Genomic DNA, 18,389 nt, shown 5'->3' on the forward strand with positions numbered 1-18,389 from the left:
ATCGGTTCGTCCAGCAGGGTGATCTTTGCTTCATGTTGAACCAATGCCCTGGCAAGGGCGGCCCGCTGTTTTTGCCCGCCGGATAGTTCCGACGGAAGACGATGGGCCAAATGCCCGATAGCCAGTGTTTCAAGTTGCTGCTCGACGCGGTCTTTCAATTCCGCCGCGGTCAGGTTCGGTTCCCGGTTCGGGACCTGGAGAGGCGATGCCGCGTTCTCAAAAACCGACCGATGAGGATAAAGAGCATAACTCTCGAACAGGAAAGCGGCCCGCCTTGCGCCGGGAGCCTGCGAAATCAAATCGTCGCCGTTGAGGCGGATGCTGCCGTGATCCGGTGCCTCGAGACCGGTAATACAGTTGCACAGCGTGGTTTTGCCGGCCCCTGACGGTCCCGTCAGGGCGAGCACTTCGCCCGGTGCGACGTCGATGGAAACTTCGGTCAAGGCTTGTTTGTCACCGAACCGCTTGCTGACATTATGGAGGCGTAGACCGTCGTTGTTCATTGGACCGTCCGTTTGACCCGCCCAAGAGAGGCGCCGGTTTTTGTCGAAAAGAAGTGGAGGGCCGACGGTGCCACGGTCAGGAAGACAATGTCGTCGACGGAAAAGCCGGCCGGTCCCTCTATTTCGGCATGAATCTCATCGTCGTCGGTCGGGACGAGGGTCAAGACGTCGCTGTCGCCCCTCGGCTCTATGTATCCAATTCTTGCCTGAACGGGTTTGGCGGCCAAAGGCCGGTCGTCACCGCTCATTTCCCCTTGCGGGATGATGCGGACGTCTTCCGACCGGAAACCGATCGTGACCGATTCATCGGCAAGGCGAGAGGAAATCGTCTGAAACGCATCGGCGTCGAAATCGAAGCTCCAGCCGGGTCTTGAGACCCGCATACGGGCACCGTCCTGCCGGATCGATATTTCGAAAAGGTTCATCGGCGGTTCGCCGATAAAATTTGCGACGAACAAATTCGTCGGGGTGTCGTACAGTTCTTGGGGTGAGCCGACTTGCTGCAGAACGCCGTGATCCATCACCGCGACCCGGTCTGCCATTGCAATGGCTTCGCTCTGGTCGTGGGTGACCAGGATGGATGTCAGGTTGGCGGTTTGCTGGAGCCGTTTGATTTCGGATCTCAGTTGTACTTTCTGATCCCCATCGAGATGGCTGAGCGGTTCGTCGAAGAGGATGAGTTCCGGGTCGCGGACAAGCGCCCGGCCAATGGAAATGCGCTGCTGTGCGCCGCCGGACAGGCCGCTGACCTTTTGCTGCCTCACGTCGTCCAACGACAGCAGGGCGATGATTTCATCTATTCTTTCCGCGGCCTGGCGGGACGGGACCGCGCGGGCTTTGAGCGGGAAGGCGATATTGGCTTCGGCTGTCAGATGCGGATACAGGGCGTAGTCCTCGAAGACCATCGCAATGTTTCGTGCGCCCGGCGCCAAATGGGAAATCGGATGTCCGTCGAAAGTGATTTCCCCTTCGCTGACATCTTCCACGCCGGCAACCATCTTCAGAATTGAACTCTTTCCGCAACCGGACGGCCCGAGAAGCGCGAGCATCTCGCCTTGATTGCACGTCAGCTCAAGTTGCTTGACCGCCTCCACGGTCCCGTAACGCTTCCAGACATTTTCAAAGCATACGGTTGCCATTTGTCGAGTTCGTTTCCTTTGCGCTGATCTATGAGGGAAGTTCATTTATGGCGCAGTGCAAAGTGCGCGAAGCCCTTCACAAAGCACTGAAAAATATACCAGAAAAGTATATTTTGACTCGCCTCCCGCACGATTTGTTGCGTTGCAATAAAGTGAGGATGCTACCGAACTGTTTTTTGAGTCAACAAAATAGTCGTAACAGCAACAGAAATTTCGCTGCCGTCAAAAATTGACGGGACTTGCGTTGACCCAGTTGGAGGCGAGGCGGCGGTGCTGTCGGACTGATGTTCTTGAGGATGCGATTGCGCCGCTGACTTAGCTGCGCGGTCCCGTTTGCGCGGGCGACGTCGCCGGCGATTGCCCGGGCGTGCAACGGCGGGTCGAGGCAGCGTTTTGTGTGTCAGTCGCTGAACGTGTTCGACTTGGCGGCGGCCAACGTGGCGGCGAAAGCGGTCGGGCTGTCTTCCTTATGCCGCTCGATCAACCGGCGCAGAACCCGTTTCAGGGTGTCCGCTTCCTCCGCGCTGAAATCCTCCAGCACGGCGGCTTCATGGATCCTGGCTTGCCCAACCAGATCCGCAACGATCTCCGTCCCCAGGTCAGTCAGTGAAATGATGACCTGCCGGCGGTCGTCGGGCGAGGGGCTGCGTTGCACCAGGCCGCGCTCTTCCATCCGGTCGATATTTTTGGTCACCGAGGGCTGCTTGATCAGGCAGCGCCGGGCGAGACCCCCGACGGTGACGCCGGCCGTTCCATAAAGAACCGCCATGATGCGCCATTCATAAACCTGCATGCCGCGTTCGCGGATTTGGTTGTGGAAGCCGGCGCTGGCCAACGCGGAGGCGCGCGCCATCAAATAGAGAAGATAGTCGTCGACGAAGGGGCGTGACTCGGCTGATGGGCGCGGCATGTCCGGGTCCGAAGGGCCTTCGGCCGCGGCAGGCGCGGCGTCCGCGTCGTCACGCTGCTGTTTGGCGGTCGGCTTTGGCATATCGTCCAGCGTAGTAGACCAGGGGTTCCTTGTCATTCTCGGCCGCTGCCGCGCGGAAGCGCAAGACACGGCCGAGGAAGATCACGTGATCGCCGCCATCCAACTGACGATGCGCGGCGCATTCAAAACTGGCCAGCGATCCTTCGATCACCGGAACGCCGCCCGCGCCTTCGCACCAGTCGACGCTCTCAAACCTGTCGGCCACCGGACGCGCGAACCTATCGGACAGGAGCTTCTGATCCGCCGCGAGGATGTTGATTGCGAAATGGGGGCTGGCCTCGAAGACGGCGAGGTTGATCGATTTCCGCGCCAAGCTCCACAGGATCAATGGCGGGTCCAGGGAAACGGAATTGAAGGAATTCGCGGTCAGGCCGATTGGCGCGCCGGTGGCGTCCCGCGTGGTCACGATGGTCACGCCGGTGGCGAACTGCCCCAATGCCGTTCGAAAGGCGCCCGTATCGAGTTCGTTCCCGTCTGATATAATTTTATTCCCCATGGTTGGGCATGTCCCTTGTTCGGATTTGCTCGCGAGACAAGGGGTATTGAAACATAAAAGTATTCTTTTTCATATAATTCATTTTCATTTAAATTTTGTTTCGCTTAGAGTAAGAGTCGAGAACGATCATTGCTGTGAGCAGGGGCGGTGATTGGGCGGGAAATGGTGCATCAGACGCCACCCGCATTCATGATCACTTATCCAAGATCCGGAAAACCGGGCGCTGGGGGCAAGAGGTATGCTGAACGACCGGATAGAGGCGAAGTGGGTCGATGCGTTCCACCGCGTGTTCGAGCTGTGCAAGGTTCAGCCGGGCGAAGCCGTCGCCATTCTTTCGGAAACCCAGTCCCGCTCTCTGAACGTGCAGCTTGCGGAACTCGCGTTGGCGCGCACCGGCGCGACGGTTTTCCATGTCGTCGTGCCGACCCCACGCCAGGATGCTCCGGTGCCCGTACGTTCCACGGGGGCCTCGGTCGCCCTTACCGGGCAGACCGCCGCGCTTGAAAGTCTGAAGGCCGCCGGCCTTGTCGTCGATCTGACCGTGGAAGGATTGCTGCACGCCCCCGAACTGCCGCAGATCCTATCCGGCGGGGCGCGCGTGATGATGATATCAAACGAACATCCCGACGCGCTTGAGCGGTTGGTGCCGGAGCCGGCGATGGAAGGCAGGGTGAAAGCCGCCGTCAAGCAGGCGCGCGCGGCAGAACGCATGCAGGTGACCTCCAAGGCGGGAACGGACCTGACGGTCACCATGGCGGGCGCGGTCACGGCAGGTGTGTGGGGTTGGTGCGACCGGCCCAAGACCGTCGCTCACTGGCCGGGCGGAGTCGTCGTCTCCTTCCCGGCCGCCGGCTCGGTCAACGGACGCCTGGTTCTGGATGCGGGCGATGTGAACCTGACCTTCAAGCGCTATCTCGAAAGCCCGGTCACCTTGGTGTTGGAAAATGACTACGTGACCGCAATCGAGGGGCAGGGCACGGATGCCGAACTTATCCGGCGCTACTTCGCCGCCTGGGACGACCCGGTCGCATATTCCACATCCCATGTCGGTTGGGGCATGAACGAGGCGGCCCGCTATGAAGCGCTGACCATGTATGACCAGCGCGACACCAATGGCACGGAACTGCGCTGCTATGCGGGCAATTTCCTCTATTCCACCGGGGCCAACGAATTCGCCAAACGATACACGAAAGGGCATTTCGACCTCCCCGTACGCGGTTGCACGATCGCGCTGGACGGTGTGACGGTCGTCGACGAAGGCCGCTTGGTCGAGGCAGCTGTGTGATGGCGGAACAATCCCCTCTCATCCTGATGCATGGGATCGGGGCTGGCGCCTCGATGTTCGCGCTGCTTGAACAAGCGCTGGCAGGCCGGGTGCCGACTTTCGCCTGGAACATGCCGGGTTATGAAGGTGCGCCGGCGGAACAGGATATTACCTTCAAACGCCTCTCCGATTTGGTCGTGCAGGTGATGGATCAAAGGGGGATCGGCAAGGGCGACCTGCTCGGTCATTCCATCGGCGGCATGATCGCGCAGGAGGTCGCCGCGCGTCACCCCGACCGGGTGCGGTCGCTGATCCTGTCCGGGACCACTTCGTTCTTCGGCAGTCGGGACGGGTCCTTCCAGAAAGCCTTTCTGGAGGCTCGCCTAGCGCCCTTGGACGCTGGGCAGACCATGCCGGAACTGGCGGAGGAATTCGTGCCGCAGTTGTTGGGCGATAATCCGCATCCGGAAGCCGGACTGCGGGCGAAGGCGGGGCTCTCCGCCCTGCCGCAGTCGACCTATCGCGAGGCGTTGAAATGCCTTGTCACTTTCAACCGCCGCGATGATCTGGCGCGGATCGCCGTGCCGACACTATTGATCGCCGGGGAAAAGGATACCAACGCGCCGCTGAAGACCATGCGCAAGATGGCCGAGACCATTCCCGGGTCAAAAATCGTCGAACTCGCGGGCGTGGGGCATCTGGCGCCGCTCGAGCGGCCCGGCGAGGTTGCCGACGCGGTCGCCGGTTTCATCGATTCACTTGCAGGAGAGGACTGAACATGCCGGACAGCACGACAGTCACGGCCGATGCGCCGATGTTCGACCCCAAAGCGTTCCGACTGACGGAAAAAGAAGCGCACCTGACCGCTATCGCCCGCGATATCGGGGCGTCGAAATTCGCCCCGCGCGCGGAAGAATGGGACCGGGAAGCGATTTTCCCGATGCAGAATTACCGCGACATGCACAAAGCCGGTCTCCTCGGGGTTTGTGTGCCTGAAGAGAATGGCGGCTTCGGCGCCGATTATCGTGCTTACATGCTGACGGCCGCAGAAATCGGTCGATACTGCGGCGCCACGGCCCTGACCTGGAACATGCATGTCTGCTCGTGCCTGTGGAGTGGGCCGCTTTCCGATGATCTGGAAATGGACACGGCGACGCGCGAGCGCCACCGTGAACGCCGTGTGAAACACTATGCCCGTATCGTCGATGAAGGAAAAATCTATGCCCAGCCGTTTTCCGAAGGCGGCGCGGCGGCAGCAGGGGCGGCGCCGTTCTCGACCCAGGCCAAGCGGGTCGACGGCGGCTGGCTGATCAACGGGAAGAAGATTTTCGCGTCGCTCTCGGGATCCGCCGATTTTTACGGCATTCTGTGTGGCGAGGTGAAGGAGGGCGAAAAGCCGTCCCGGAAGGATACGATGTATATCGCCGTTCCGGCCGATGCGAAGGGCGTGAAGGTCGTGGGCGATTGGGATCCGCTGGGCATGCGGGGAACCGTCTCGCGCACGCTGATCTTCGAGGATGTCTTCGTATCCGAGGACGAGCAACTCATGCCCCGCGGTGTGTATTATCAGGCGGCAACGCGCTGGCCGCATATGTTCATGACACTCTCCCCGACCTATATGGGGATCGCTCAGGCCGCATATGACTTCACCGTCAAATACCTGCGCGGTGAATGGCCGGGCCTGCCGCCGGTGAAACGCCGGATGTTCCCGACCAAGCAGATCGCAGTGGCGCAGATGCGCCTGATGCTGGAACAGACCAAGGCGATTTGGTTCCAGGCAATCAGCGAAGCCTGCGCAGATCCGTCCCGCGAACAGATTCTGCGGGCCTATGCGGCGCAATACACTGTCATGGAAAATGCGAACGAAATCAGCCAGTTGGCGATCCGGACCTGCGGCGGTCAGTCGATGCTGAAAACCTTGCCGCTGGAACGTCTTTATCGCGACAGCCGCTGCGGCGCATTGATGCTGCCCTGGACGGCGGAGATCTGTCTCGACCGCATGGGGCGCGAGGCGCTCTACAATCCGGGCGAAACCGACGATTGAGGATGATGGAAGGATAATGACGGACCATTCGGGCGGCGCGCAGTGAGCATGGATATCGGACGATGGATTGACCGGCATGCCGGCTTCAGCCCCGACAAGGTGGCGGTGCGCACCCTGCGCGAGGAGATTTCCTATGCTGGCCTGGCCGACAGAATCGACCGGGCCGCCCGTGCCTTGGCCGGGGAACTCGGTCTGGTGCGCGGAGATCGGATCGCTTATCTCGGACTGAACAGCGCCGAGCAGCTCGTTCTTACTTTCGCCGCCGCGCGCGCGGGACTCAGCATCGTGCCGCTCAATTGGCGCCTGGCCGCCCCTGAACATGCCTTTATCCTGAAAGACTGCGAGGCGAAGGTTCTGTTCATCGAACAGGCTTTTCGCGATCATCTGACCGACCCGATCCCAGGTCTTCGAACGGTCGGTTCGGATTTCTCGTCGGATGGCATGCCGTCGCTCTCTGACTTGATGAGCGCGGCAGGCGATGCGCCTTTAAAGACGGAAGGGGGGCATAAGGACCCTCTTCTGCTGTGTTATACGTCGGGGACGACGGGCAGACCCAAGGGTGCGGTCCTGACCCAGGACGCGATCCAATACAACGCGCTAAACGCCCAGCACATGCATGACATGACGGCGGCGGACCATGTGCTGACGGTCCTGCCGATGTTCCATGTCGGCGGCTTGAACATCCAGACGACGCCGGTCCTGCATTGCGGCGGCACCGTCACTCTGCATGCCCGTTTCGATCCGGCGGCGACCCTGAAGGCAATCGAAACACTGCGGCCGACCCTGACCGTTCAGGTGCCCGCGACGATGGAGGCGATGATCCGCCATCCGGATTGGCAGGCGACCGACCTTTCCTCCCTGCGCGTGGTGGCGACCGGTTCGACCGATGTGCCGACCGCCCTGATCGAAGCTTTCCATGCTCGTGATCTGCCGGTCATTCAGGTCTATGGATCGACGGAAACGGCGCCGGTCGCAGTCTATCAGCGCAGCGACGACGCCCGTACCCGGTTCGGGTCGATCGGCCGGGCCGGTCTGCATACGGAAATCCGGCTGGTGGATTCGGACGACAAGGATGTGCCGGATGGCGAACCGGGGGAAATATTGGTGCGCGGCCGACATGTCGCCACCGGTTATTGGAACGACGCGGAACAGACCGCGACGGCGTTCCGGGACGGTTGGTTCCGTTCGGGCGATATTGCCCATCGGGACAAAGACGGCTGGTTGTGGTTTCGCGATCGGGTCAAGAATGTGATCATCTCAGGCGGAGAAAACATCTATCCGGCGGAGATCGAGAGAGTTTTGCGTGAGGTGCCCGGCATCGTGGAGGTCGCGGTCGTCGGGCGTCCGGACGCGCGTTGGGGGGCGGCGCCGGTGGCGGTCGTTGCCTGCGACGACCCGGGCATGACACCGGCATGCGTCGCCGCGGCGTTCGAAGGACGTCTTGCGCGCTACAAACATCCGAAGGACGTGTTTATCGTGGAAGCGCTCCCGCGCAACGCCATGGGGAAAGTCAAACTGGACACGGTGCGGGAGCTTGTGGGGGAGCTGGGTCCAGCGGCGAGTTAACGAGGAGTAGACAGGATGAAGAAAGTATTGGCGGGCCTGGCCATCGCGGCGGGTCTCTTTGCAAGTACCGGTGTTGCTTCTGCGCAGACGACGTTGCGGGTCGCCAATTGGCTGCCGCCAAGTCATCCGCTGGTGTCCGACATCATACAGCCGTGGATCGAGGACGTGAACAAGGCGACGGAAGGCCGCGTCGTGCTGGAATTGCTGAAGGCGCCTTTGGGGCCGCCGCCGGCGCATTTCGACTTCGCCGTGAACGGCGTGGCCGACATCGCCTATGGCGTTCACAATTATACGCCCGGCCGTTTCGTGGCCACGTCGATCGCGGAACTGCCCTTCCTGTCGAATACGTCGGAAGCGCTTTCGGTCGCCTACTGGCGGGTGCATGAGAAATATCTGGCCGGTGCGAACGAGCATAAGGGCACGCATGTTCTCTCGGTCTTCACGCACGGACCGGGGCAATTGTGGACGAAGGGCAGGGACCTGACCTCGCTGGACGGCATCGCGGGATCGAAGATCCGCATCGGTGGCGGGATCGCACAGGACGTGGCGATGGCACTCGATCTGGTGCCGGTCCAGGCGCCGGTGACGAAGGCTTATGAGCTTCTTTCCGGCGGGGTCGCGGACGGCATCCAGTTCCCGGCCGAATCCGTTGCCTTCTTCAACATCCAGAACGTGGTGGATACCGGCTTGGTCGTGGACGGCGGTCTCTACAACGTCTCCTTCTTCGTGGTCATGAACGGGGCCAAGTGGGATGCGCTGAGTGACGCGGACAAGACGGCGATCATGAGTGTATCCGGCGAATCCCTCGCCCTGCGAGCGGGCAAGGCATGGGACGCGGCCGATCAGCGCGGTTATGACGCCATGAAGGAAAAGGGTATCACTTTGGTGCGTCCGGAAGGCGCGGCCGCCGACGCGATCAAGGCCAAGCTGGCCGGTGTCGAGGCCGAGGCGCTGAAGCGCATTTCCGAGAAAGGCGTCGACGCGGCGGCTGCGCTGACGGCGTTGAAGGCCGGTGTCGCTGGTGAGTAACGGCGGGAACTCGGGTCGGGGCGCGTTGACATCATGACGGATTCCCGGCCCGAACCCGAACAGGCAACGAAGACGGCGGAGGATGCCGGGCCGGTGGTCCGGATCCTTCGGCGCGTCCTGGGCGGTATCGCGGCCCTGCTGGTTTTCGGCATGATGGTGGTCACGGTGATTGACGTTGCCGGCCGATATCTCTTCTCAGCGCCCTTGCCGGGGGCGTTCGAGGTGACGGAAATCGCCCTCGCCGTGGTGATCTTTCTGGGGCTGCCACTGGTCTGCTTCGAAGACGGTCATATCTCCGTATCGCTGATCACGGAACGCTTGCGCGGCATGGCGCGTCGCCTGCAATCCGCCGGCGCGGCCCTGATCGGCGGCGTCACCCTGGCCCTTGTCGCCTGGCGTATCTACGAGCATGGCGCACAGCTTGCGAGCTATGGGGACGTCACCATTTTCCTGCGCCTGCCGAAGGGGCCGATCGCTTATCTGCTTTCCGCCCTGACCGCCGTGTCGGCGGTCTATCTCATTCTTCGCGGCATACGGCTTCTGATCTCCAGAAGACCACCGCTTTTCCCGGTCGGCGGCGGCAGCGCCCCAGTCGACCGTTCCCGTGACCTCTAGGCGGCGATCGGACCGACGATGCTTGATTGGATTTTGGGAGTCGCCTGCACGCTTGGTCTGATTGCGCTCGGCGTTCCGATCACCTTTGCGATGACCATCGTCGGTTTTCTGGGCGTCGTCGCCATCATCGGCACGGTGCCCGCCATGTCGATGCTGGGGCAGGTCTTCTTCGACAACGGTATGAGTTACACGCTGTCGGTGATGCCGCTCTTCGTGTTGATGGGCAATTTCGTCGTGCGCGCCGGCCTGGCGGACGAACTCTATGCGGCCTCCAATGCCTGGCTGAGGCATTATCGCGGCGGGTTGCCGATGGCGACGGTCGTCGCCTGCGGCGGGTTTTCGTCGGTTTGCGGTTCCTCGCTCGCCACATCGGCGACCATGGCCCGGGTCTCCATGCCATCGATGCGGCGCTATGGCTATGCGGACAGTCTTGCCGCCGGGTCGATCGCCGCGGGCGGAACACTCGGCATCCTGATCCCACCCAGCGTCATCCTGGTGCTGTACGGGATCGTGGCGCAGCAGGATATCGGCAAACTGTTTCTGGCCGGTGTCGTTCCGGGCCTCGTCGGCATCCTGGGTTACATGATCGCGGTGCGGATCTCGCTCGCCTTCATGCGCGATACGTCGGAACGGCTGGAGCCTATGCCGCTCGCCGACCGCCTGCGCGCGCTGAAAGGCGTGATCGGCGTGCTGGGGCTCTTCGCTGCCGTGATGGGCGGGATTTATCTGGGCGTTTTCACCGCCACGGAAGCGGCCGGCGTCGGTGCCGGGGGTGCCTTTCTTCTGGTCCTGGCGCGCGGGCGGTTAACCTTTCCCATACTAGTGGAAATGCTGGTCGATACGGTCAAGATGACGACGATGATGTTCTTCATCCTGTTCGGCGCGCTGATGTTTTCCAACTTCGTCAATTTGGCGGGGATGCCCGGCGACCTGCAGAGCCTGATCGAGGCCGTCGGTGCGGAACCGGTTGCCGTCCTGCTGGTGATCTTCCTGATCTATCTGGTTCTCGGCGCGGTGCTGGAAAGCCTGTCCATGATGCTGCTGACCGTGCCGGTCTTCTATCCCATTGTGGCGGCTCTGGGCGTCGACTTGGTCTGGTTCGGTATTTTCGTGGTCGTGGCGATCGAAATCAGCCTGATCACCCCGCCGGTGGGACTGAATGTATTCGTGCTGAAGGCGGTCGTACGCGATATCGGCACAGGGGTCATCTTCCGCGGCGTATTGCCTTTCGTGGCCATGGATATCGTCCGGATCATCCTGTTGATCCTGGTGCCGGGGCTGGCGCTGTGGCTGCCGTCGACGATGGGTTGAACGAATTCCAACTTGAAGGGGTACGGAGCGTGGAAATAGCGGTTCTTGGGGGCGGTAACGGGTCGCATGCGGCGGCCGTCGATTTGACGGAGGCGGGGCATAATGTCCGGTTCTGGCGGCGTGATGCCGGCGCGATCGACGCCCTCAACGCGGCGGGCAACACGCTGGTTCTGAAGGATTTCAAAGGCGAGCGCCCAGTGACACTCGCCATGGCCACCAGCGATATCGGTGAGGCCCTGGCCGGCGCGGCGCTCATCGTTTGCCCGGCCCCGGCACCGGCACAAGCCGATATCGCGCGGGCTATGGTGCCGCATCTGAAAAACGGTCAGGTCGTCTTTCTGCCGCCCGGGTCCTTCGGCTCCTACCTGATGGCGAAAATCCTGCGCGATGCCGGCTCGACCGCGGATGTCGCCTTCGCGGAAGCGGGGACCCTGCCCTGGCTGACGCGCCGGCACGGGGACAGCACGATCGCAATCACCACGCGGGCCACGCGCCTGCCGACGGGTGTTTTCCCGTTGCGCCTCAAGGACCATGCGCTTGCCGTCATCCGCGCGGCCTTCCCGTCGGCGGAAGATGCCGGAGACGGGCTGTCGGGTGCGTTGATGAATGCGGGGCCGATCATACACCCGCCGCTGATCACGATGAATGCGGGTCCGATCGAACATTTCGACCATTGGGACATTCACAACGAGGGAACCCAGCCGGCGATCCGCCGCACCACGGACCGGTTGGATGCGGAACGCATCGCCGTGCGCGAGGCACTGGGATACGGCGCGCCGCATTTCCCATTGGCAGACCATTATTCGCCCGACGGCGATGAATGGATGTACGGCAACATGGCCCATGACCGGCTGGTCGATTCCGGCGACTGGCGCGAACATCTGGTCCTGACCGAGCACCGCTACATGCGGGAAGACGTGGCCGTGGGCCTCGCGTTTCTGGTGTCGGTGGCCGATTGGGCCGGCGTGCCCGCGCCGACGGCGACCGGTTTGCTCGCAATCGGATCGGCGATCTGTTCGGACGATTTCCGGAAATCCGGCAGGACCTTGGAATCGGCGGGCCTCGCGGGTCTGTCCAGGGAAGAAATGCGAAACCTGATGCAAGAGGGGCTGTCATGACGGATCAGCAGCGCGCGCCGATCGCCGCGGTCGGCGCGGGACGGATGGGCCGGGGCGTCGCCATCGTCTTCGCCTATGCCGGCCACCCCGTCCGTCTGATCGATGTGAAGAATCGCCCCGCGGAGGATTTTGACCGACTCGCGCGTGAAGCCGAGGTGGAGATTCACGGTACGCTTCGGATGCTGGTCGATCTGGGCCTGGCGCCGGAAGGATCTGTCGAGACAATTGCCGCACGGATCAGCGTCGCCGGCCGAGAGGAAGCGGCTGCGGCGCTGAGCGATGCCGCCGTGATCTTCGAAGGCGTGCCTGAAACGCTGGAGGCGAAGCGCGAAGCCTTCGACATTGTCAGCGCGGCCGCGCCGGCGGATGCGATCGTCGCTTCCACGACGTCGACCATACTGGCGGATGAATTGCAGGCGATGGTTTCGCCACCCGAACGCTTCCTGAACGCTCATTGGCTGAACCCGGCCTATCTCGTTCCCCTTGTCGAGCTGTCGCCCGGCGCCGCCACCGATCCCGCGGTGGTGGATCGGCTTAAGGCGCTGTTGGAGGGGATCGGCAAGGTCCCGGTCGTCTGCAAGGCCAGTCCGGGCTATATCGTCCCGCGCATCCAGGCGCTGGCGATGAACGAGGCGGCGCGACTGGTCGAGGAAGGCGTGGCGACGCCGGAGGATATCGATAAGGCGACGAAATACGGGTTCGGTTTTCGGTTCGCGGTGCTCGGCCTGCTGGAATTCATCGATTGGGGCGGCGGCGACATCCTGTTCTATGCCAGCAGGTACATGCGCGACGCCATGCAGGACGAGCGTTTCGCCGCGCCGAAAATCGTCGAGGACAACATGGCGGCCGGCCGCGTCGGACTCAGCGCAAAGGCGGGGTTCCTGGACTATTCCGATATGGATATCGACGCCTACAGGAAAGGCCGGCTTGCCGGTTTTGTCGACATGTTGACGATGCTTGGTGCGACAAAACCGCCGGTTCTTTGATCCACGCGGCATATCCGGTACTTTTGGCGCTTGTTGCGCGGCCACTGAGCAAAGAAGATGTGAAGCCCGACGGCATTTAAGTCCCGCCGGGAATGCAATAGGTTGCGCCAACCCAAATCAGTAATCGGAGCTTTCGGTGAGAGACTTTCATTTCCCGGGCCGGTCGGCGGTCCATGCGCAGAACGGCATGGTCGCGACTTCGCATCCGCTGGCGTCCCAGACGGCGCTGCACATTCTGCGCGACGGCGGCAACGCCATTGATGCCGCGATTGCCGCGGCGGCGGTCTTGGCGGTCGTGGAACCCCAGATGACCGGTATCGGCGGCGACTGTTTCGTCCTGTTCTGTCCGAAGGGCAGTTCGGAGGTGAAGGCCTATAACGGTTCGGGCCGTTCGCCCAAGGCCGCGACGCTGGCGCATTATCAGGATCAGGGCGCCACGAAGATCGAAACGCATTCGGTCGATTCCGTGACCGTGCCCGGTGCGATCGAGGCGTGGTCGCGCGTCCACGGCGATTACGGAACGAAGGATTTCGGCAGCCTTCTGCAACCGGCCATCGGCTATGCCCGTGACGGGTATCCCGTGCATGGTCGCGTCTATTTCGATTGGCTCGAGGTCGAGAACGTGCTGCGGTCGCGCGCGCCGATGAAGGACATTTTCCTGCCCGGCGGCGTGCTTCCCAAGGAAGGCGATATCCACCGGCAGGTTGCGCTGTCCAAGACCCTGCAGGTCATTGCGGAGAAAGGGGCGGCGGGCTTCTACGAAGGGCCTGTGGCCGAAGCGATGGTGGAGACGTTGAGCGGCCTTGGCGGTCTGCACACGCTTGAGGATTTCGCCACCGCGCGCGGCGATTATGTCACCCCGGCCAGCACGAATTACCGCGGCTACGACATCCATCAGGTGCCGCCGAACAATCAGGGTGTCACGGCGCTGTTGATGCTCAACATCCTGGAAGGGTTCGGGATCGCGGATCTCGATCCGGTCTCGGCCGCGCGCATGCATCTGGAAATCGAGGCGGGCCGCATCGCCTATAGCATGCGGGATCAGTATCTGGCGGACCTGGACAGCATGACCGTCACCCTCGACCAGCTTCTGGACAAGGGCTGGGCCGGTGATCTGCGCAAGAAGATCTCGCCCGACCGCGCGATGACGGATATTGGCGATCTTGGCCTCAAGACCTCCGACACGGTCTATTTCTCGATCGTCGACAAGGACCTGAACACGGTCAGCTTTATCAATTCCGTCTACCACTCCTTCGGCTCGATGCATGTCTGCCCGAAGACCGGTGTGGTGTTCCAGAATCGCGGCAGTTCCTTCAACCTGGATCCGGATCATCCGAACTGTATCGGGCCGCAGAAACGGCCGATGCATACGATCATGCCCGGGATGATGACCAAGGGCGACAAGGTGGCGATGTCCTTCGGCGTCATGGGCGGCGATTATCAGCCCTACGGCCAGTGCCGGGTCGTCAGCAATGTCGTCGATTTCGGTATGGACGTTCAGGCGGCTATCGACATGCCCCGGGTTTTTGCCCGTGGCGCCCAGGTGGATGTGGAACGCAGCATCCCCGCGTCGGTGCTGCAGGGGTTGAGCAATAGGGGGCACGCGATGAAGCTGGTCGGCACGGCGCTCGGCGGTGCCCAGGCGGTGTTCATCGATCACGACCGCGGCGTCCTGACCGGCGGATCCGATCCGCGCAAGGACGGTCTGGCGATCGGTTACTAGGACCGCGAAAGGATACGGGCCACCGGAACGCATATGCGCCGGTGGCCCGTACTCCGTCAGGGTCAGCCCATCTGATATCCCGGCGTGGATTTGGAAAGGGCGATTTCCTCATCCGTCATGCCTTCCTCGATCCCCTCGAAGAGCGGGGAGGAGAGATACCGTTCGCTGGTATCCGGCAGCATGCACAGGATGACCGTGCCGGGTTCGGCTTTCTCGGCGATCTTCATGGCGATGGCGAAGGTGGACCCGCCGGAAACGCCGGTCATGATGCCTTCCTGCGCCGCCAGTTTGCGTGCCCAGGCGATGCCGTCCGGTCCGGCGACCGGGATCAGTTCGTCATAGTATTTGTTGTCGAGCGCTTCCTGCAGGACATAGGGGATGAAATCCGGGGTCCAACCCTGGATCGGATGCGGCTCGAAGGCCGGGTGGCTGTGTGCCGGCGAACGGTCGTCGTTCCGCCCTTGTTCGCTGCCGCTGCCGACCAATTGGGCGTTCGCCGGTTCGGACAGGATGATCTTGGTATCCGGGCGTTCCTTGCGCAGGACACGACCGACGCCGGAAACCGTGCCGCCAGTGCCATAGCCGGTGACCCAGTAGTCCAGACGTTTACCGTCGAAATCGGCCAGGATTTCCCGCGCCGTCGTATTCTCGTGGATCTTGGCGTTGGCGTCGGTCTCGAACTGGCTGGCCAGGAACCAGCCATTGGCTTCCGCCAGTTCCTTCGCTTTGTTGTACATGCCGAAGCCTTTTTCCGCCTTCGGCGTCAGTACCACTTTGGCGCCCAGGTACCGCATCAACCGGCGGCGTTCGATGGAAAAGCTTTCCGCCATGGTGATGACCAGGGGATAGCCTTTGGCCGCGCAAACCATCGCAAGACCGATTCCGGTATTGCCGCTGGTGGCTTCCACGACCGTCATGCCGGGTTTAAGGGCGCCGCTGCGCTCCGCTTCCTCGATGATGCTGACGGCCAGGCGGTCCTTGACCGAAGCCGCCGGGTTGAAGAATTCCGCCTTCACGTAGAGTTCCACGTGATCGGGTGCCAGATTGTTGACCCGGATCGCGGGCGTATTACCGACCGTATCCAGAACGCTTTCGTAAACCTGGCCGCGGCCCGATGTGGTCCTTACGGACGTATTGCCTGACATCTCTCACCTCCAGTTTTTCAACCCCATGGCCGGGGCATTGATTTATGGCCATGAGATAGGTCTTTTTTCCGGCTTCGCCCAGCCGATTGCGCTTCTCCTAGCACATTACCGCGCCAAAAGCTTTCCGACCTTTGTCGTTTCTGTTCTTCCCAACGGTCACGGTCACGGTCACGGTCACGGTCACGGTTACGGCCAGAGCTAGACGGCCGACTTCTTATGGTGCCCGTCGTCTGGATTCTTGTAAGCTTGTGGCGCTGCTTCGGCGGGAGTATGGACGGCGTGCGGGAAAGGAGCGCCGAAAGCACCTTATCTTGCTCTGTTCCAAATTTTGGCCAAGCCGTCAGATGATCGATTTTCGCCCCGTCATTCATATCATCGGTTGGATTGCCACCATGATCGGTGTGCTGCTGGCTCTGCCGACGGCCCTGGATATCACCGTCGGCAACCCGGACTGGAAACCTTTCCTGGCCAGCTCGCTGTTGAGCGTCTTCATCGGCGTCTTGCTCCTGCTGTCGACGATGCGGCATGAACCGCTGACGCTGGACCTGCGCCAAGCGTTCCTGGTGACCATTTTGGGGTGGATCACTGTGTGCATTCTGGGAGCGATCCCGATGCTGGGTGTCCAGATCGGTTTTGTAGACGCTTTATTCGAAGCCGTCTCCGGCATCACCACGACAGGGGCGACAATACTTACCGGCCTGGACAGTCTGCCCCCGGGTTTATTGCTCTGGCGTGCCTTGCTGCAATGGATCGGTGGGGTTGGCGTGATTGCCATGGCCACCCTGATGCTGCCGATGCTGCGGGTCGGCGGTATGCAGCTCTTCAAGATCGAAAGCTCGGACAAGTCTTCCGAGAAGGTCACGAACACACTGACCACGATGTGGATGCTGATGTTGATCTATCTGATCCTGACCACGGCCTGCGGCGTTCTATACTATGCCTTCGGCATGAATGGGTTCGATGCGGCGACCCATGCGATGGCGACGCTCTCCACCGGCGGGTTTTCCACCCATGACGCCTCCTTCGGCTATTTCAATGATCTGCGTCTTGAATGGGTTGCGACATTCTTCATGTTCTGCGGCGCGCTGCCCTTCCTGTTGTATATCAAATCGGTCCAAGGTTATCCCAAGGCGCTCTTTGCCGATTCCCAGGTCCGGGTTTTCTTCTTCGCCCTGGTGCTGATCATCCTAGCAGTCAGCGTCTGGCAGGCTGAAACACGGGACATTTCGATCCAGGAGGCCCTTGCCGACACCGCCTTCAACATCACCTCCGTGGTTACGACCACCGGCTTTGCAACGGAAGATTACACGCAATGGGGATACGGGGCTTCCGGCCTGTTCCTGGTATTGATGTTCATGGGCGGATGCACGGGGTCGACATCCGGTTCCATCAAGATTTACCGCTATCAGATCCTGCACATCATCGTGCGGGCGCATATGAAACGGTTGATCAGTCCGCACCGTGTCGTCCCGCTTTCCTATAACGGCAAGGCGGTGTCGGAAGAGGTCGCTTTTTCGGTTCTCGCTTTCTTCGCGGTATTCATCGGCACCATCGCCGTCGTGACGGTCGGGTTGAGCTTCATGGGCCTGGACATCGTCACGGCCTATTCGGCGGCGGTAACGGCGATCACCAATGTCGGTCCCGGTTTGGGCGATGTCATCGGACCGGCTGGGAACTTCGCGACATTGACCGACCCGGCGAAAGTTCTGCTGACCGTCACGATGTTGGCCGGGCGGTTGGAAATCCTGGCCCTGCTGGTTGCGTTCGATCGGGATTTTTGGCGTTACTGACCCCGGCGCCGTACGTTCCATGCCGTGCCGCCCTTGTCAGTCATCCTTAAACTGGGCATCTAGGGACGGGGTCGGCAGGATTAATGCGGAGCATCCCGTGCAGCACGAAAAGGCGAACAAGTTGAAACAGGACAACCAAGCCCAGCCTGTCGGACGGGCCGCGGAACATCTGGAAGATGACCGCATGGCCCATCTTATCCGCTATGTGGCGCGCGGTTTGACCCGGTCGCTTCAGCTTCGTCTGGCCCAACACGACCTTCAGTTCGGCCTATGGGTTTATCTGCGCATCCTGTGGGACAATGACGGTTTGACCCAAAGGGAGTTGAGCGATCGTGCGGGCCTGATGCAGTCGACGACACATACCGCGCTCGCGAAACTGGAAGCGAAGGGGTATGTGACGCGCCATCATCCGGACGGCGACCGCAAGAAGCGCATCGTACATTTGACACCGGCCGGCAGGGCTGCGCGCAAACTACTGGAGCCCTTGGCGGAAGAGGTAAACGCAACCTCGATGACGGGCATTGCCCCGGAAGAGGTCGATCTGGTTCGCAGGGTGTTGCTGCAGATGGCGGTCAACCTCGACAAGGACGAGGAACAGTCCCTGTTGGCCGGGCAGAAGGTGCCGCCAACCCGGCTGCAGAATATCTAGGGTTCCGGCCGACGGAACGA

At 61.5% G+C, this 18,389-nt stretch carries 17 protein-coding genes; 12 read left to right on the forward strand and 5 right to left on the reverse strand.

Annotation, left to right across the window (positions count from 1 at the left end):
* The 4 genes from ACQK2G_RS00005 to ACQK2G_RS00020 form a co-directional block, all read right to left on the reverse strand.
* The coding region (locus tag ACQK2G_RS00005) for an ATP-binding cassette domain-containing protein (protein WP_425402953.1) at positions 1–503 on the reverse strand (503 nt) is incomplete at its 3' end.
* Complete coding sequence (locus tag ACQK2G_RS00010; RefSeq protein WP_425402954.1) at positions 500–1,642, reverse strand: ABC transporter ATP-binding protein; 1,143 nt, start codon at positions 1,640–1,642, stop codon at positions 500–502. The genes ACQK2G_RS00010 and ACQK2G_RS00005, both read right to left, overlap by 4 nt.
* A gap of 400 nt (positions 1,643–2,042) precedes the next feature.
* Positions 2,043–2,633 (reverse strand): MarR family winged helix-turn-helix transcriptional regulator, encoded by a 591-nt coding sequence (locus tag ACQK2G_RS00015; protein ID WP_425402955.1) that lies wholly within the window; start codon positions 2,631–2,633, stop codon positions 2,043–2,045.
* Positions 2,602–3,129 carry a flavin reductase family protein gene (locus ACQK2G_RS00020; protein ID WP_425402956.1) on the reverse strand — a complete coding sequence of 176 codons (528 nt, stop codon included), beginning with the start codon at positions 3,127–3,129 and terminating at the stop codon, positions 2,602–2,604. Before ACQK2G_RS00020 ends, ACQK2G_RS00015 begins: the two co-directional genes overlap by 32 nt.
* Before the next feature lie 238 nt (positions 3,130–3,367).
* On the opposite strand from ACQK2G_RS00020, the gene ACQK2G_RS00025 reads away from it, so the two are divergent.
* The 10 genes from ACQK2G_RS00025 to ggt all read left to right on the forward strand — a co-directional run bounded on the left by ACQK2G_RS00025 (position 3,368) and on the right by ggt (position 14,785).
* Positions 3,368–4,414 (forward strand): hypothetical protein, encoded by a 1,047-nt coding sequence (locus ACQK2G_RS00025; RefSeq protein ID WP_425402957.1) that lies wholly within the window; start codon positions 3,368–3,370, stop codon positions 4,412–4,414.
* Positions 4,414–5,169 carry an alpha/beta fold hydrolase gene (locus ACQK2G_RS00030; RefSeq protein WP_425402958.1) on the forward strand — a complete coding sequence of 252 codons (756 nt, stop codon included), beginning with the start codon at positions 4,414–4,416 and terminating at the stop codon, positions 5,167–5,169. Before ACQK2G_RS00025 ends, ACQK2G_RS00030 begins: the two co-directional genes overlap by 1 nt.
* 2 nt (positions 5,170–5,171) lie before the next feature.
* On the forward strand, positions 5,172–6,437 hold the full coding sequence (locus ACQK2G_RS00035) for an acyl-CoA dehydrogenase family protein (protein ID WP_425402959.1): 1,266 nt from the start codon (positions 5,172–5,174) through the stop codon (positions 6,435–6,437).
* Positions 6,438–6,485: 48 nt separating this feature from the next.
* Positions 6,486–8,003, forward strand: a complete 1,518-nt coding sequence (locus ACQK2G_RS00040; protein WP_425407600.1) for an AMP-binding protein — start codon at positions 6,486–6,488, stop codon at positions 8,001–8,003.
* Positions 8,004–8,018: 15 nt separating this feature from the next.
* Entirely contained in the window at positions 8,019–9,032 is a 1,014-nt protein-coding gene (locus ACQK2G_RS00045; RefSeq protein ID WP_425402960.1) for a TRAP transporter substrate-binding protein, read from the forward strand.
* A gap of 33 nt (positions 9,033–9,065) precedes the next feature.
* Positions 9,066–9,647, forward strand: a complete 582-nt coding sequence (locus ACQK2G_RS00050) for a TRAP transporter small permease (protein WP_425402961.1) — start codon at positions 9,066–9,068, stop codon at positions 9,645–9,647.
* An 18-nt stretch (positions 9,648–9,665) separates the two neighbouring features.
* Positions 9,666–10,958, forward strand: coding sequence for a TRAP transporter large permease (locus ACQK2G_RS00055; RefSeq protein WP_425402962.1), 1,293 nt, complete (start codon positions 9,666–9,668; stop codon positions 10,956–10,958).
* Positions 10,934–12,076: an NAD/NADP octopine/nopaline dehydrogenase family protein gene (locus ACQK2G_RS00060; RefSeq protein WP_425402963.1), complete on the forward strand. Its 1,143-nt coding sequence runs from the start codon at positions 10,934–10,936 to the stop codon at positions 12,074–12,076. Before ACQK2G_RS00055 ends, ACQK2G_RS00060 begins: the two co-directional genes overlap by 25 nt.
* Positions 12,073–13,062, forward strand: a complete 990-nt coding sequence (locus ACQK2G_RS00065; protein ID WP_425402964.1) for a 3-hydroxybutyryl-CoA dehydrogenase — start codon at positions 12,073–12,075, stop codon at positions 13,060–13,062. Before ACQK2G_RS00060 ends, ACQK2G_RS00065 begins: the two co-directional genes overlap by 4 nt.
* 136 nt (positions 13,063–13,198) lie before the next feature.
* Entirely contained in the window at positions 13,199–14,785 is a 1,587-nt protein-coding gene (gene ggt / locus ACQK2G_RS00070) for a gamma-glutamyltransferase (RefSeq protein ID WP_425402965.1), read from the forward strand.
* 62 nt (positions 14,786–14,847) lie between these two features.
* Here ggt and ACQK2G_RS00075 read toward each other — a convergent pair whose 3' ends face one another.
* Positions 14,848–15,930: a PLP-dependent cysteine synthase family protein gene (locus ACQK2G_RS00075; RefSeq protein ID WP_425402966.1), complete on the reverse strand. Its 1,083-nt coding sequence runs from the start codon at positions 15,928–15,930 to the stop codon at positions 14,848–14,850.
* Positions 15,931–16,274: 344 nt separating this feature from the next.
* Here ACQK2G_RS00075 and ACQK2G_RS00080 point away from each other — a divergent pair, with 344 nt between their 5' ends.
* Complete coding sequence (locus ACQK2G_RS00080; protein ID WP_425402967.1) at positions 16,275–17,720, forward strand: TrkH family potassium uptake protein; 1,446 nt, start codon at positions 16,275–16,277, stop codon at positions 17,718–17,720.
* A 97-nt stretch (positions 17,721–17,817) separates the two neighbouring features.
* Positions 17,818–18,369, forward strand: coding sequence for a MarR family winged helix-turn-helix transcriptional regulator (locus ACQK2G_RS00085; RefSeq protein ID WP_425402968.1), 552 nt, complete (start codon positions 17,818–17,820; stop codon positions 18,367–18,369).
* Positions 18,370–18,389 lie beyond the last annotated feature (20 nt).

The sequence above is a fragment of the Hwanghaeella sp. genome (genome assembly GCF_965227365.1).
GTDB lineage: Bacteria > Pseudomonadota > Alphaproteobacteria > UBA8366 > Aestuariispiraceae > Hwanghaeella.

What these genes read in the sequence shown, in the direction of transcription:
- ACQK2G_RS00075 (WP_425402966.1), bottom strand. Translation starts at nt 15,930, where the DNA reads ATGTCAGGCAATACGTCCGTAAGGACCACATCGGGCCGCGGCCAGGTT.
- ACQK2G_RS00010 (WP_425402954.1), bottom strand. Translation starts at nt 1,642, where the DNA reads ATGGCAACCGTATGCTTTGAAAATGTCTGGAAGCGTTACGGGACCGTG.
- ACQK2G_RS00035 (WP_425402959.1), top strand. Translation starts at nt 5,172, where the DNA reads ATGCCGGACAGCACGACAGTCACGGCCGATGCGCCGATGTTCGACCCC.
- ACQK2G_RS00040 (WP_425407600.1), top strand. Translation starts at nt 6,486, where the DNA reads ATGGATATCGGACGATGGATTGACCGGCATGCCGGCTTCAGCCCCGAC.
- ACQK2G_RS00015 (WP_425402955.1), bottom strand. Translation starts at nt 2,633, where the DNA reads ATGCCAAAGCCGACCGCCAAACAGCAGCGTGACGACGCGGACGCCGCG.
- ACQK2G_RS00045 (WP_425402960.1), top strand. Translation starts at nt 8,019, where the DNA reads ATGAAGAAAGTATTGGCGGGCCTGGCCATCGCGGCGGGTCTCTTTGCA.
- ACQK2G_RS00020 (WP_425402956.1), bottom strand. Translation starts at nt 3,129, where the DNA reads ATGGGGAATAAAATTATATCAGACGGGAACGAACTCGATACGGGCGCC.
- ACQK2G_RS00065 (WP_425402964.1), top strand. Translation starts at nt 12,073, where the DNA reads ATGACGGATCAGCAGCGCGCGCCGATCGCCGCGGTCGGCGCGGGACGG.
- ACQK2G_RS00050 (WP_425402961.1), top strand. Translation starts at nt 9,066, where the DNA reads ATGACGGATTCCCGGCCCGAACCCGAACAGGCAACGAAGACGGCGGAG.
- ACQK2G_RS00030 (WP_425402958.1), top strand. Translation starts at nt 4,414, where the DNA reads ATGGCGGAACAATCCCCTCTCATCCTGATGCATGGGATCGGGGCTGGC.
- ACQK2G_RS00080 (WP_425402967.1), top strand. Translation starts at nt 16,275, where the DNA reads ATGATCGATTTTCGCCCCGTCATTCATATCATCGGTTGGATTGCCACC.
- ACQK2G_RS00025 (WP_425402957.1), top strand. Translation starts at nt 3,368, where the DNA reads ATGCTGAACGACCGGATAGAGGCGAAGTGGGTCGATGCGTTCCACCGC.
- ACQK2G_RS00055 (WP_425402962.1), top strand. Translation starts at nt 9,666, where the DNA reads ATGCTTGATTGGATTTTGGGAGTCGCCTGCACGCTTGGTCTGATTGCG.